We start from the raw sequence: 13,083 nt of genomic DNA, 5'->3' as shown, positions 1-13,083 counted from the left end.
ATTTGATTGGATGAATTAATTTGTGAATAATTACGAATTCATTCAAATCCAATCGGGAGTTCTCTTTTGCTGCGTGTTCTGTGTCCCTTGCTGGTGCTGATGAGTTCGGGTTGTGCCACAACCAATCATGGTGATCACCATGTTTCTCCTGAACGTACCGGCTTCTATTCACCTTTCGAACCTGCTTCCGAGAGTTTTGCGCGTTGCTATCAGAAACAGTTTGCCTGTACCCCTGCCAATATCCACCGTGACAGGGCGATGGAGGCGCGCAGGCAGGCGCAAGAGCGGGCCAATCACCGGGGTGATGATTGGTAGGCCGCAGATAACGAGAGGGGTTGGCAGATGCCAACCCCTTTTTCATTCCGCCAATTCAGCCCGGTTGGCGCAGATGGCCGAGCCGGGTGAAGAAGTGCTGGCTCTTGCGCTGGTGAAAGTGGCTCTTCTTGATGGGATGGAAGATAAGGTTGCTTTCGGGGTGGCTCGCCTTTAACTGGTGGAGCATGGCTACGGCGGGCAGGCTGGTGCTGACCAGGGTGGTGAGTGGCATGCTGAGGGTCTCGGGCCCGAGCAGTTGATTGAGCCCTTGCTGAGCCTGTTCAAAGCGGGTCAGGGCCGCCGGGTCGGCATAGCCGCCACCCAGCATGGCGAGCAGGTTATCGATGGCCAGATGAAATTCGGCCAGCTGTTGGCGAAAACCGCTGCGCCCGCGCAGGGCAATCAGCTCTGCCAACGGAATGTCGGCCAGGTGAGTGGGCACTTGCAACGGGATCTCGAGGTGGAAGCAATCCTGACCACCGCGATTGTGGTAGCGGGATTCGAGCAGATGGAGCAGGCGGTCGAGATAGTCGTGATCGGTAATTAGCACCCCGTCATTGGCGAGTGCCCACTCACGGGCAAGGCGCATGGAGATCAGGTTGGCAAAGCGCCGCGCCATTCTGACCCCACCCTCATCCCGGGTCGCAAAGCCGTGAGTCAGGCAAAAGCCGTGCAGTCGCTCCAGTCCCGCTTGATCCGGGCAGAAGCAGTCGTGGTTGGCCTCCTGACGCCAGCGACCAATCAGTTCCTTGTTGCCAAACACCTTGTGACGGACGAAATCGGGGGCCACCAGGCCGCTTATCTGGTTCTTCAGTTGCGGGGTAATGGCGGCAAAGAAGGCGGCATCGGGCCGCTCGGCCAGCAGATCGGTCTGCTGTTGAAGGGTATCGAGCAGGGCGGTGAGACCGCTCTTTTCGCTGACGGTGAAGACAAAGGCAAGCCGCTCCAGATAGAGCAGGGCAAATTTGAGCCAGAGCTCGTCGCGTACCTCCATGCCGGGGTAGTAGATATAGGTCTTCATCGGATCAGTCTGTTGTCAAAAATCTGGCGAGGCGCAGGGTCGGGAATATACGCAAGATTGGCGCTGCACGGCAAACACTGCGTGGGGTAATGTGAGCAAACGCTCATCCAGTAGGCGCTGGCCACAAAGTTCTGATATAATTCGCGCCCTTAAATCAAGGTCACCCGAGTCATTACCATGAAGTTCATTATCTTTTGACTCCATGTGTAACGCATTGAATTTATAGCTAATCAACAACTTACAGCACAAAGATGGAAACATTGGCGGTAACTTTTGTGGTAAGACTAGCATAAGTGAGGTGTGTATGAGAAGGCGTGAGACTTGGGCCTTACAGCAGAAGGCAAATTGCTGGTACTTGGTGTGGAATGTCCCCAAGGCTATCCGTGGCTTGCCGATGTTTGGAGGTCGGAGGCTCTACACAAAGACGTTACAAACAGGCGACCTCAAAGAAGCCCAGAGGAAGCGTGACCTCATCATTGCCAATTTTGACCGGTTGGTGGCACAGGCTGAAGAAGCCCCCAAGCGTCTGCGATTTAACGCTTACATCGAAGAGATTCAACAAGCCGTCAGGGAAGCAGAGCAGCGCATTGAGGTTGTCATGCTGCCAGATGGACAAGAGGTTGTCGTTGAATCTGAAGGGCTATACCACGCTTATGACGTCGAGGCAGCAATTGCGCGTGGGGATGAAGAACTGGCGGACGCCATAAGGCTTGCCCTCCACGGGGAGCTAGAGGTGGGCGATAAGTACGCCATCACTCTACAGGAAGCCTCCAAGGCATTCATCGAGAGTGAGAAGGCCAAGGCCGTTAAGGGTCTTAAAGCCGCAGCTCCGGCAACGTTGAGTCGCGCCAAACACGCAGCAGAAAGCCTTTCATCCTTCCTTGGTCGTCCAGCGGTTCTACTGAAGGATGTGGAGCGGAGGGACGTGACTTTGTGGCTTGATTCCCTGGCTGGTAGCAAGAGCGATAGCACACGGGTCGGTTACTTATCGGCTCTGTCCCTTGTGTGGGAAAGTTGCTATCTCACTCGGAGCGTGGAAGGGGATAACCCATTCAAGAGCGCAGGAATCAAGAGCACAGGCGACTCCCAGTCATACGCCCCTTTCACGCTTGAAGAGATGGCCCAAATCGTTGAGAAGGCACCGCATGATCTTCGCATGTTGACGAAGTTTGGACTTATCACTGGTTGCCGCCTAAGCGAAATTATTGGTCTTCAGGCTGATTCCTTTGAGGTTAGCCAAGGTGTTCCGCTGGTGCGTATCAAGGCTGGCAAGACAGCAAACTCCATTCGTGCCTTCCCTCTTCCGCTCGGTCTCTGGGAAGAACTCAGGCAATGCGTTGTCGGTAACGTGTGGCCTGTCCCTAAGTCGAAGAACCCCCACGGATGGTCCAGCAAGTTTGGCAAGCTGAAAGAGGCTGCCACAGGCGTCAGAGATCGCACCAAGGGCTTCCACAGCTTGCGTGGCATGGCTATCACAGCCTACCAACGTGCAGGCATCCCAGAGGATGTGACAGCGCCGATAGTTGGGCACGGGACCAAAGGGCTAACGATGTCTTATGGTCTCTATTCATCCGGCCATGACTATTCACGCCAGCTCGAAGCCGTTGAGACCATGCTTGCGTCCGCCTACATGTCCCAGTTCCTCAAGTTGTTCAACAAGTAATCAACACAAACAAAAAGCCCCCTCGGTGAACATCAGGTAGTCCTGAAGTCCGCCAAGGGGGCTTATTCGTTGAGCGGAGCGTTTTGTGCTTCTTTAGCTCTAAGAGAACACTCACACTTTTACAGTGACCCATTGTGTCAGTTGCAGGGCAGCACATCTTCGCCGAGCTATGGAATAGTGAACATGGGCGGTGAGATGTATGAGATTTAGAAATCCACCGGTGAGGCACAGAGAGTGCGCTGGTGAGGAACTTAGAATCCACCGATGTGGCACTGAGAGTGCGCGAGTGAGGAGATTAAAGTTCATTTCCGTGGCACTGAGAGTGCACGAGTGAGGAGATTAAAGTCCATTTCTGTGGCACTGATAGTGCAACTAATCGCGCGATGTGGCGCAATGTGGCGCCAGTAACTTAACATTAGGAGCCATAAATTGAAGGTAAGGCGACAAAGGGTGAAGTTATTTAATGCAAGGTGGCCAAATCAATAATGATTTATTGAGTGGGGATCGATGAAGAACGTTGATCAGCGAATGAGAGGGGAGTAAACTTGTCCGCATGAACTCTTTGGAGGGGACTGTGATGTTTGACAATCTCAATTTTAAAGCTGTGACAGCGGCAGGCAAATCATCATCAGAGCTTGTCAGCATAACCCACAGCTTCAAGACTAAAAAAAATGAGCTGCTTTTTAGGATCAGCCATGAAGCGATGGAGCGGTGTGGCTTCCAGTATCAGGACAAAGTCCAGCTTCTTTTTGCTAACGACAATACCGTCTGTCGGATCATGAAATCAGATAAGCCTGGCAGTGTCACTCTGAGCCAACAAACAAAGAAGAGCGACACATCTCCAGCAATCATTCGGCTGTCATTTCGCGCCGGACTGCCTGATTTTTTAGCTCAAGAGAGCAAAGGGACTAACAAGACTTTCAATCGGGTCAAGTATTTGCACAAAGACGACATGATTGAGTTCAAAGACGGTTGTTTAACCTTTCAATTAGATCTCGTTGATTCAGAAGAAGATGATGAGATCTAGAAAGACAAAAGGCATCCGTTAGGATGCCTTCTGAGGAGGGTAGGATTGAACCAAATTGACCAGCACGCCAATGCTGGAAGGTTACAACCCACAGTCATTCTCGACTTGGATAGTATGCCGTCAACGTCTGGAAATCAATCCTACTCAATTGGTTCACCTGCATTATGGGAGGCAAGATGCTGAACGCAGGTGCTTTAGAAAACAGGTTTAAGTTCGACAAAGTCGCAACTAACCCTGTGTGCCAATGTAGAAACCATCAGCTTTGCTTGTGGTGTTCTATGAGTAGTTCTGGACATGAGGAATGCTATAATGAGCGATAAAACATACCCTTACGTAGAAGATGGCTACGTCTACTGCAAGCGCTTCAAACATTGGCGCAGTGGTGAGTATGTATACCCTAAGACGGCAGAATGTTTCCGGTTTAAGATCGGCGGCAAGTAATGATGAAGAGGGAACCGCAAGGTTCCCTTTTTTTCATGAATAGCTTGAGTGACAAAATTCAATGGAGCAATCATCTTTGCGGTTCACTCATCGAGAATGAGTTAAGAGTGCTGATGAATACTCATCGCTTGCATTGCCCACTCATCATCCATTGCTTGTAGTAAAATCATCATACCTCCAGCTTTCGATTGCCTTCATAACATCTTTAGCAAGGGCTGCTTTGATCATCATGTAGTCCATCCCCGCGTCCAGCAGCGCTTCCACCTTGCCTTCAATGCGGGCCATCACTCCAAGCCGTTTGCCATCATCTTGAGACACCAAGAAGTCACGCGCGGACATACCATAGCGGTTTTTGAATGCCGTACCGTCCAGACCAGTCACTGCCTTGCAGACAAGAGACTGTATGTTAGCCATTACGTGGTTCAGGTTACCTTTCACGTTTCCTTCTTTTTGTGCAGTGTAGATAGCGTGACAGAAAGCCTTATTGCCTTCACGAAGGGTTTCACGCCATGTCAGAGTGACAGAGGATTGGGCGATCTTCACCGCCCCTTCAGCATCACCACGGGCAGCAGAGGAGAAGGTCTGGAAGACAGCGTTGTGGAAATCTTCGTCTAGCCATGAAGCGTAGGCATAGACCCCTTGCTCATTCGCATAGGTGCCGCCGTGTTTGCCCTTGAAGGTGATCAAATTGTAATGGCGACTTTTCTCGCCATTAAGAATCCCTTTGCACCAGTCGTGCGGCTTCTGTTTACGGCTCATACCACCAGTGTACGCACGGTGCAGGTCGTTGAGACAGAACAGGCCGTCCTTCTGGTTGACGGTCACTGTGTTGCCCATGAAGTGCAGGGAGATAGATTCGACTTGTTTCATTGAATGGGTTCCTTATGTTGTGCCTCTCATGCCGTTCCCCCTCCAGCAAGCCCCCAATCGCTTAACCCATAGGCAAGCTGGAGCAGCAGAGGAAGCACGACATAAAGACGCAATTGGTTGATTTACGGTCGGGGAGTGACCGGATGTATTGCTTAGGTCAGGGAGAAGTGACCTTGGGGAGGCATCGCTGCGTGAAATCTCGGGGCCAATCCCCCTGTCTCTTCCTGAAATTTCACGTAGGAGCGCAAATAGTTGAGTGTGTTGATCGGTTTTACATTCCAGCGCGATTCATACCGGTCACGGCCAGTTGATCCGCTCGTTCGTTCATCGGGTGGCCGCTGTGTCCCTTCACTTTCTTGAAGGTCACTTGGCGGGTGCTCAGTAGGTCATCCAACTGTTCCCAGCGGTCCTTGTTCTGGACTGGCTTGTTGTCTGCCTTCTTCCATCCCTTCGCTTTCCATCCGGCTAACCACTGGGTCGCCCCATTGATCACATAGGCGGAGTCCGTCAGGACCTCGACCACAGAGCCAGGTTTAAGGAGTGACAGCCCTTGAATTACTGCTTCCAGTTCTCCGGTCTGGTTGGACTCCCCAGCGCCCACGCAGTAGCCGCAGCGTTCAACTTTGCGGCCATCGCTACGGACAGCAAGGAAGCCCCAGCCAGCCACACGGACTGACGCTTTGGTGTGGTTGGTGTTGCAAGCGCCATCAGTGGCGAGTGTGTAGGTGTACGGTTGGGTCATTTGGTGTTGTCTCCGGTGGTCTTGATGTAGTGCCTTGCGAGAAGACGCAGGCGGCCATAATCGCGCTTCAGACTCTTTGCGGTAGTCCGGCAGGCTTTCTCCAAGCTGTCCCCTTGAAGAACCCGATAGGCCACGCAGAAGAGGGCATGACGGACTTTGGCTTTGCGTATGTGGCTCCAGTCCTCAATGGTGATCATCAGGCGGCCTCCTGTTCGGTTGTCGGGAACAGCTCACGGACAAGCGCAAGCATCGACTCTCGGTCTGTCCCGTTGGATTGCATGACGTATCGGTTGATTGCGTTCTGCACCTGACCAGTAGATGGACGGCGGCCAAGGGTCAGAGTGGCGAAGGCTTGAAGGCGCTTCACGAAGTCGCTGGGATGGACAAGAAAGGTTTCATTAGCGGTCATGTTGATAGGTTCCTTGGGTAGAGCAGGGGAGACGCTGGGCCTCCCCCGTGGATTGCATTAGGCGGTCAGCAGGGCAGCCAGTTTGGCCTTGACCTTCGGAAGGGTCCGCTGGGCATGTTCGCGGCGGTCCTTGTTGTGTTCTTCAGTCGCACGGCTCCAGCCCTCCAGATCCTTCAGGGCTTCCAGCAGTTCGTCTTGGGTCGGCTCGCGGTACTTAAAGGAGTGATCGCGGCCATGCTCGGAGCCGTTGCGTTCGCAGATAACCAGCCATTCAGTCGCCGCTGCTTTGCCCCACTCCTTCGCATTGTTGAAGTCGAAGCGGGTGGCGTAGACCCAAGCGGCCATCTGTTGGTGATCTTCTTCGTAGGCTTCACGGTTGGCCTTGGCCTTCGCTTCAGCAGCCTTGGCCCGTTGGTGTCGCTGGGAGGCTTCCATTTGGAGCACTCGGACTTGACCAGAAGACAGGCCAGCCAGTTCAGCCAGTTTGTTGATAACAGCGCGTTGGCCGTTGATTACGTCCAGCAGTTCTTCGGACAGGTCAGCAATGGTGATTTTGTTCATGTCGGTTTCCTTATGTGTGTGTTGAGACGGGCACAGTGGCCCCTCCAGAAGGCCGCAGAGGCTTTCCGGATGGTTGTGGTATGGGGTAACTAGGGGTTAGAGAAAGTGGGCTATTTGATGGATTGCAGGGCGCGACGCAGGCGATCCCATTTGGTCATCGCAGAGTCGTATTCCCCAGCGATACCGTCAGCGATAGCCTCCCGCAGCAGCTTCAAGCCAGACTGGGAGTTAAACGAGCGGACGCGGTTGATGTCGTTCTGAAGTTCGTTCATCAGGTAGTCGCTGGGCATTCCTACCTGTGCGGCCATGTCGATCATTACCGCTGTTGCATGGGATTGGATTTCCTCCCGACTCATACCGGAAGAAGAGACCACGGAGTCCATTCGGCTTTCGCCTAGACCCAGCAGCTCGTCAGCGTAGAACTCAGCGACGCCACCGCCTCCCAGCGCGTCATTCACAGCGTTCAAGCCTGAAAGAATGGTGTCCGGTAGGGACTCGGTGTCGTTGCCTTGGGAAAGCGAGTGATCGTCCTCGTCGTCGAAGAAGTAGTCCTTGAAGTCCTCGGCCTGTGCCTTGGTCATTTCGATCCCATCCAGTTCATAGAGGGCTTCCCCTTGGTCGTTCACGCCGCAGGAGTAGGAGGGCAGGTCGTAGGTCTCCACGCTGAAGCCGGAGTCGGCGGTCTGGTAGTCCATCACTGCACCTCCCCAGCCAGTTCACCTTGAGAGCGCAGCTTGTCGAACTCGCGGTTAATCAGTGCGTTGAGCATCTGGGTGCGAGTCAGGGCAAAGCCTGCTTGCTTGGAGAAATGGAGGGTCAGAGCGTCAGCCTTCGGGATAACGTCTTCCCACAGGATTGCAGTGGTACGGGCTTGGGGTTTCTTTCGTTGCAAGCTCGGGTGTTGAGTTTGAGTAGACATAAAATCTCCTTGTAGTTGGGAAGTAATAGGTCAGAGCAAAGTTATTCAAAGAAGAACCCCCAAGGGCAGCCCCCGTGTTAACCACAGGAACTACGCATGGGGGTCTAAGGAATCACCGAATGACCAGAAGCAATGCAAACCACCAGATGGTGAGAGGACCCTGACCGGAAACCTCTCTTCATCCTTTGGTCAGGGAAATCCCCTTACGCTTCCAGCAGAGCGACCGCACAGGCCGGACGCAGGATGTTGTGACCGACGAACATCTTAGCCAGCGCGGTGTTACCGACACGCAGAGGCTCAGGGACCCACTGGGTCACAATGTCGCGTACCTTCACGGTAGCCGCGCAGTCCTTCGTGTAGACCAAGCCAAGCAGCTTGGAGAAGTTCCCACGGTACGCAGCGGTACGGCCAGAGCCACCGTCTTCCACGCTCAGGGGTTCAGGTGAGCCGATCAGTCCGTTGCTTTCGTCTTGGTCCGGCAGGTTGTTGGACTCGTAGATCTTCATACCGGCGACACGAAGGCCAGTGTCAGCGTTACCGTTGGACTTGTCCTCGCCAGTCTGGCCCAAGAAACGCTTATCCAGCCAAGCCATGTTGCCGATACCAGCAGCCGCATTGGTCAGGGCCTCGAAGTCGTCCGGCTTCAGGACACACACAGGGATGCCTGGGACGCTTGCCTTGCGGAACTCGGTGCGGGCACGGTAGATGGCGTCCACGATTTGCTGACCACGGGTCATCGGACGGCCTGCCGCATCGGTTGCTCGCAGGGTAATGTTCTCGGTGAAGGTCTCGTCATCCAGTACGCCGTTCTCACCGAATTGGGCGATAGCCAGCTCCTTGTTGGTAATGAAGGCAGCCTTGGCGATGGTCCGGAAGACGTTCTTGTCGATCATGTTCGACAGCTCATAGGCCAGCTCACGGGCATAGTGGGAGCGAACCTCAAAGGTGCTCAGGTCTTCGTCTTGTTCTGCCACGAACACAGCAGCCACAGCGACGTCATCCACGGTGACAGTGCGCAGGACGTTCTTAATGCCGCCTGCTTGGATCAGCTCGCCGGGCTTGTGGTACTTCGCATTGTGGCTCATGCCAAGTACAGGGAAATCGAATGCCTTGCCGCCCTTCAGGGTCATCACTCGGGTGGTGCCCAAGGAGACGCATTGATTGCGGAACATCGTCAGGACTTCACCAGCGAACAGCTTCATAAAGAGGGCTCGGGTATCGCCTTGACCGTTGTTCTGACCTACATGGGTTACGTTTTGAAAAGTCGGGAAAGTGCCGTAAGCAGACATAGTTGTTTTTCCTTGTTGATAGGTGGATGGCCCTTCGGCCAAAGAGAAAGAGGGAAAGGGAGTCAGGACGTAGAAGAAAAAGGGAGCCCGCAGGTTTCCCCACGGGCTGGTCCTTGAGTTACGCGCTTTTGAGCGTTCTCATACGTTCTTAGGTCAGGGAAATCCGGAGGGAGGCGAGAGGGGATCGAGAGGGTGCAAATTTTGCGGATTCCGCAGTTTTTGCAGGGGGACGCTGGGTTAGTAATTTTGTTGCTGTAGCATTTTTACTAAGTGCGCAAGGACGTCCTCGGGTCTGTCTTGGGGTGTGTAATTTGGCGGAATCCGCAGTTTTACACAGCGTTACGCTTGGCCTCGACCTCGCGGTCCACCTCTTCCATCGTTGCGTCGAACTCGGCAGGTGTCAGACCCATAAACCCCCTGACAGCTTCACGATTCAGCTCCCAGCGGTTCTTCAGGTACTTCTCCGGCTCAGTGGTGATCAGGTGGGAGATCACCCGCAGGCGTTCCTTAACGACTTCAGGGTGTACGGTGGTGATAGAGATTGCAGTCATAGCGGCTCCTTGTGAGTTGATAGGTGTATCGCTATGGGCAGGGAGAAAGGGGGAGGTGCGGAATTTTGCGGAATCCGCATTTTTCCGCAGACAGACGGAGAGGGGAGTTACCGATTTTCCCGATTCGGGATTTTCGGTAAGGGGACGCAGAGGTGAGCGGATTCCCTGATTCCGTATTTTCGGTAAGTGGACGCAGAGGTGGGCGGATTTGCCCTCTGGCATTTTCGCTCAGGGTCACATGGGGCTACCGGATTTGCCCTCGGGCATTTTCGGTAAGTGGACGCAGGGGTGCGCGGTGTGGCGGATTCCGCTAGTTCGCGCAGGTGGACGCAGGGCCATCCTCGGGACAACAGAGGGACTGACCTCGGGGGTGTTGCATTTTCGGGAATCCCGATTTTGCAACAGTATGGCTTCAGGTCGTCCTCGGGGATGGCATTTTTGCGGATTCCGCAGTTCTGCCAAGGTGGCTTCAGGAGCGGGCGTCCTCGCGGGTATCGGAGCGGTCTTCAGTGGATGCCATCGGGACAGTGGAGTTGGAGACCTCGGGGGTTATGCATTTTGCGGATTCCGCATTTTGCATTAGCTCCTTCAGTGAGCGGGTCTCGGGGCGGTCTTCAGTGGATGCCATCGGGACGGCGGATGTGGAGACCTCGGGGGTGAGCGGTTTTCCGGATTCCGGATTTTCGCTCACTGCTGCAATGATGTCGGCGACAGTGCGCTGGCCCATCTTGAACAGCTCGGCAATCTTGCGCCCACTCATACCCTCCTTGTGCTTCTCCAGAATCGCAGCGTCCCGCTTCTCCTTCAGTTGCACAGAGAGGGCTGGGGGAGATCTCGGGGTTGGGATTTTTGCCTCAAGGGCATTTCTCCCAAGGCGGCTTCAGGTCGTCCTCGGGGCAGTCGCTCGGGATACTGTAATTTTGCCCCAAGGCCATTTTTACAGTATGGCTTCAGGTCGTCCTCGGGACCTCTTCCGGTTTTGGGCTGATCCCATTTCCGGAAACGCAAGGATAGACCTCGGGACTACGCCGGATTCCCTGATTCAGGATTTTCGTCATTCACCAAGACAGACCTCGGGGGTCACATTTTCCCAGATTGGGATTTTGTTACCCCCTCCAGACGGACCTCGGGGTCCCCAAAGTGTGCTCCCCCGTTTGGGGACCTCCAGACGAACCTCGGGGCTGTGCTAAAAGCCGTCGGGGCGTTTCGCACAACCTCAAGACAGACCTCGGGGGTACAGTTTTGCCCCAAGGCCATTTTTGTACCCCTCAAGACAGACCTCGGGGGTTGCTAAAAGGGGGCGTCCCGTTTCGTTACCCCCCTTCCGGATTTCCCTGTGCATAGGGGCCACAGGATAAGTACCTACAGATTACCTATAGATAACTCCCTCTCCTTCCCTTGCTTGGATGGACAATGTTGATAGGCGATAAAGGGCAGAGCGGAGGGAGACGCTGGGGAGGTGTACGGATTCCCCAATTTGGGATTTTCGTACAGTCCCAAGGTCAGTCGCTGGGGCGGTGGTAAGTTTTCCCAATTCGGGATTTTTTACCAGTCCCAAGGTCAGACGCTGGGAGGTGTCCAGATTCCCTGATTCAGGATTTGTGGACAGTCCCAAGGTCAGTCGCTGGGTGCGACATTCTCCTGATTCAGGGTTCTGTCGCAGGCCATCCCTTGGAGCCTCATAAGGAACTCACTATGTTCAACCAACGGATACTCTCACTTGCTCATCCTTACTAGCTATCTGTCCTGAAGTTGTCACTCGGTTGTCCTGGGGATGGTCAGGGGGAAGTCTTGGGGAAGCGACAACAGGACAGCCCGTAGGCCATCCTGAAGGAGTCGATTGGTAGACCTTGGGTAGTCTGTAGGTATTGAGCAGCTAGGGAGAAGCAAGCAAGGGAGACCTGAAGAAGCGACAACAGGACAGCCATTGAGGCGTCCTTGGGTAGTCTCTAGGTAGACCTTGGGTAGTCTTAAAGATACCTATAGTAAGTAGAGTGTAGAGTATAGAGAGATAGTATCTAGGGTATCTAATAGATGTCTTATAGTAGTCTTTTAGTATTGGTCTTATGTATCCCCCCTAGGGTCAGGGAAAAGTGACTAGCCCAATTAGCTCCTATTCTGGAAGTCTCTGGAAGGTGTCTTGGGGATGGTCTTGGGGGTGGTCGTCGGGAATGCTGGCCTCGGGATGGACCTCGGGGAGTCGTCGGGATTGACCTCGGGTAGTCCTCGGGATTGACCTCGGGACAACAAACAGGGGCACTCAGACGAACAGGCCCAGAGTCAGCCCCACAGTCCCCCTCTGCTCCCCTCCAGATAGCCCCTCAGACGATCTCTGTGCTCACCTTACGCCTTCCCCTATGCAACCCCACAGGCTCACCCCTGCACGATCTCAGAGATCCACAGAGAAAGCCTGAAGACAGCAGGGACAAGGATGAAAGGGAGAAGGGAGGCAAGGAGAAGGGACCAGAGGGAGACGGCAAGAGACACACGGGCCATCGTCGAGTCCTCCCAAACGACAAACCCCCAAGGTGTCGCAGTGAACAGCCTCGGGGGTCGATTGAAAGATTCGATCAAAGTGGGTCACTCGATCAGTTCTTTCTATTGGTCAGGGTAAATTAGCTTTCCCTAATGTACGTTGGGACAGTCTTGATGATAGGTCTTTTCGATGGCTCAAGGCTCTACCGATAGACACACTCGATCAACTCACAGCTCGCCTGCATCTTTCATCGCTTTCGCTATCCGGTAGGCTGTAGACCTCCCGATACCCAGCTCCTTAGCGACACCAGCAGGGGACAGGTCGCCTACCTTCAGACGCTCTTTGACCTTCTCTTCGTCCAGTTCCTTCGGTCGGCCCAAGTGCTTCCCTTGCTCCTTGGCCTTGGCGATCCCGTCCATCTGCCGCTCCTTCCTCAGCTCCAGCTCGAACTCAGCAAAGGCTCCCAGCATGGACAGCATCAGGCGGCCCTGTGCGCTCCCTGTGTCAAACGTCTGGTCCAGCACACGGAGGGTCACACCTTTCTCTTCCAGCTTCTCCACGATAGCCAGAAGGTCAGCGAGAGAACGGCCCAGACGGTCCAGCTTGGTGATCACCACTGTGTCCCCCTCTCGGACATACCCCAGCATGGCTTGGAGTTGCTGACGGTCTTTGGCTGACTTGCCGGACATCTTCTCCTGATAGACCTTCTCAGCTCCAGCCTCGGCCAGTTTGTCCAGTTGAACATCCAGCGATTGACCGACAGACGACACTCGCGCATAACCGATAACCTGTCCCATCA

Annotated in this window: 14 protein-coding genes; 2 read left to right on the top strand and 12 right to left on the bottom strand. The window is 54.2% G+C overall.

What is annotated here, in order from left to right:
• Positions 1-370: 370 nt before the first annotated feature.
• Positions 371-1,336 (bottom strand): hypothetical protein, encoded by a 966-nt coding sequence (locus tag G5367_RS08310; RefSeq protein WP_421243955.1) that lies wholly within the window; start codon positions 1,334-1,336, stop codon positions 371-373.
• 304 nt (positions 1,337-1,640) lie between these two features.
• Here G5367_RS08310 and G5367_RS08305 point away from each other — a divergent pair, with 304 nt between their 5' ends.
• Entirely contained in the window at positions 1,641-2,999 is a 1,359-nt protein-coding gene (locus G5367_RS08305) for a tyrosine-type recombinase/integrase (RefSeq protein WP_128836005.1), read from the top strand.
• Between the two features lie 577 nt (positions 3,000-3,576).
• Positions 3,577-4,026, top strand: a complete 450-nt coding sequence (locus G5367_RS08300; RefSeq protein ID WP_075115341.1) for a hypothetical protein — start codon at positions 3,577-3,579, stop codon at positions 4,024-4,026.
• A gap of 585 nt (positions 4,027-4,611) precedes the next feature.
• Here the strand turns inward: G5367_RS08300 and G5367_RS08295 are convergent.
• From G5367_RS08295 to G5367_RS08245, 11 genes are all read right to left on the bottom strand, one after another.
• Positions 4,612-5,337 (bottom strand): KilA-N domain-containing protein, encoded by a 726-nt coding sequence (locus tag G5367_RS08295; RefSeq protein WP_128836003.1) that lies wholly within the window; start codon positions 5,335-5,337, stop codon positions 4,612-4,614.
• Between the two features lie 271 nt (positions 5,338-5,608).
• The gene (locus G5367_RS08290; RefSeq protein WP_421294139.1) at positions 5,609-6,079 is read right to left on the bottom strand and encodes a ribonuclease H family protein; all 471 of its coding nucleotides are present in this window, start codon (positions 6,077-6,079) and stop codon (positions 5,609-5,611) included.
• Complete coding sequence (locus G5367_RS08285; protein ID WP_159162762.1) at positions 6,076-6,276, bottom strand: hypothetical protein; 201 nt, start codon at positions 6,274-6,276, stop codon at positions 6,076-6,078. Before G5367_RS08285 ends, G5367_RS08290 begins: the two co-directional genes overlap by 4 nt.
• Positions 6,276-6,488: a hypothetical protein gene (locus G5367_RS08280; protein WP_201921479.1), complete on the bottom strand. Its 213-nt coding sequence runs from the start codon at positions 6,486-6,488 to the stop codon at positions 6,276-6,278. The genes G5367_RS08285 and G5367_RS08280 overlap by 1 nt, the downstream gene beginning before the upstream one ends.
• Positions 6,489-6,545: 57 nt before the next feature.
• Positions 6,546-7,049, bottom strand: a complete 504-nt coding sequence (locus tag G5367_RS08275; RefSeq protein ID WP_421294137.1) for a hypothetical protein — start codon at positions 7,047-7,049, stop codon at positions 6,546-6,548.
• 110 nt (positions 7,050-7,159) lie between these two features.
• Positions 7,160-7,744: a hypothetical protein gene (locus G5367_RS08270; RefSeq protein ID WP_421294135.1), complete on the bottom strand. Its 585-nt coding sequence runs from the start codon at positions 7,742-7,744 to the stop codon at positions 7,160-7,162.
• Positions 7,744-7,968 carry a hypothetical protein gene (locus G5367_RS08265; RefSeq protein ID WP_064338567.1) on the bottom strand — a complete coding sequence of 75 codons (225 nt, stop codon included), beginning with the start codon at positions 7,966-7,968 and terminating at the stop codon, positions 7,744-7,746. The genes G5367_RS08270 and G5367_RS08265 overlap by 1 nt, the downstream gene beginning before the upstream one ends.
• A 203-nt stretch (positions 7,969-8,171) precedes the next feature.
• A complete protein-coding gene (locus G5367_RS08260; RefSeq protein WP_421294133.1) occupies positions 8,172-9,257 on the bottom strand; it encodes a capsid protein in 1,086 nt (361 codons plus the stop codon).
• 329 nt (positions 9,258-9,586) lie between these two features.
• Positions 9,587-9,808, bottom strand: coding sequence for a hypothetical protein (locus G5367_RS08255; RefSeq protein WP_279992760.1), 222 nt, complete (start codon positions 9,806-9,808; stop codon positions 9,587-9,589).
• A gap of 469 nt (positions 9,809-10,277) precedes the next feature.
• Positions 10,278-10,568: a helix-turn-helix domain-containing protein gene (locus G5367_RS08250; protein WP_421294131.1), complete on the bottom strand. Its 291-nt coding sequence runs from the start codon at positions 10,566-10,568 to the stop codon at positions 10,278-10,280.
• Between the two features lie 1,943 nt (positions 10,569-12,511).
• Positions 12,512-13,081: a recombinase family protein gene (locus tag G5367_RS08245; protein ID WP_128343664.1), complete on the bottom strand. Its 570-nt coding sequence runs from the start codon at positions 13,079-13,081 to the stop codon at positions 12,512-12,514.
• Positions 13,082-13,083: the final 2 nt, after the last annotated feature.

The sequence above is a fragment of the Aeromonas sp. 604282 genome, from assembly GCF_049170575.1.
Classification (GTDB): domain Bacteria; phylum Pseudomonadota; class Gammaproteobacteria; order Enterobacterales; family Aeromonadaceae; genus Aeromonas; species Aeromonas veronii_A.
The sequence above is the reverse complement of the archived record's forward strand: the minus strand, read 5'-3'. Positions and strand labels throughout refer to the sequence as shown.

Coding starts and splice junctions, on each gene's coding strand:
- G5367_RS08310 (WP_421243955.1), bottom strand. CDS start 1,336: ATGAAGACCTATATCTACTACCCCGGCATGGAGGTACGCGACGAGCTC.
- G5367_RS08305 (WP_128836005.1), top strand. CDS start 1,641: ATGAGAAGGCGTGAGACTTGGGCCTTACAGCAGAAGGCAAATTGCTGG.
- G5367_RS08300 (WP_075115341.1), top strand. CDS start 3,577: ATGTTTGACAATCTCAATTTTAAAGCTGTGACAGCGGCAGGCAAATCA.
- G5367_RS08295 (WP_128836003.1), bottom strand. CDS start 5,337: ATGAAACAAGTCGAATCTATCTCCCTGCACTTCATGGGCAACACAGTG.
- G5367_RS08290 (WP_421294139.1), bottom strand. CDS start 6,079: ATGACCCAACCGTACACCTACACACTCGCCACTGATGGCGCTTGCAAC.
- G5367_RS08285 (WP_159162762.1), bottom strand. CDS start 6,276: ATGATCACCATTGAGGACTGGAGCCACATACGCAAAGCCAAAGTCCGT.
- G5367_RS08280 (WP_201921479.1), bottom strand. CDS start 6,488: ATGACCGCTAATGAAACCTTTCTTGTCCATCCCAGCGACTTCGTGAAG.
- G5367_RS08275 (WP_421294137.1), bottom strand. CDS start 7,049: ATGAACAAAATCACCATTGCTGACCTGTCCGAAGAACTGCTGGACGTA.
- G5367_RS08270 (WP_421294135.1), bottom strand. CDS start 7,744: ATGGACTACCAGACCGCCGACTCCGGCTTCAGCGTGGAGACCTACGAC.
- G5367_RS08265 (WP_064338567.1), bottom strand. CDS start 7,968: ATGTCTACTCAAACTCAACACCCGAGCTTGCAACGAAAGAAACCCCAA.
- G5367_RS08260 (WP_421294133.1), bottom strand. CDS start 9,257: ATGTCTGCTTACGGCACTTTCCCGACTTTTCAAAACGTAACCCATGTA.
- G5367_RS08255 (WP_279992760.1), bottom strand. CDS start 9,808: ATGACTGCAATCTCTATCACCACCGTACACCCTGAAGTCGTTAAGGAA.
- G5367_RS08250 (WP_421294131.1), bottom strand. CDS start 10,568: ATGAGTGGGCGCAAGATTGCCGAGCTGTTCAAGATGGGCCAGCGCACT.
- G5367_RS08245 (WP_128343664.1), bottom strand. CDS start 13,081: ATGGGACAGGTTATCGGTTATGCGCGAGTGTCGTCTGTCGGTCAATCG.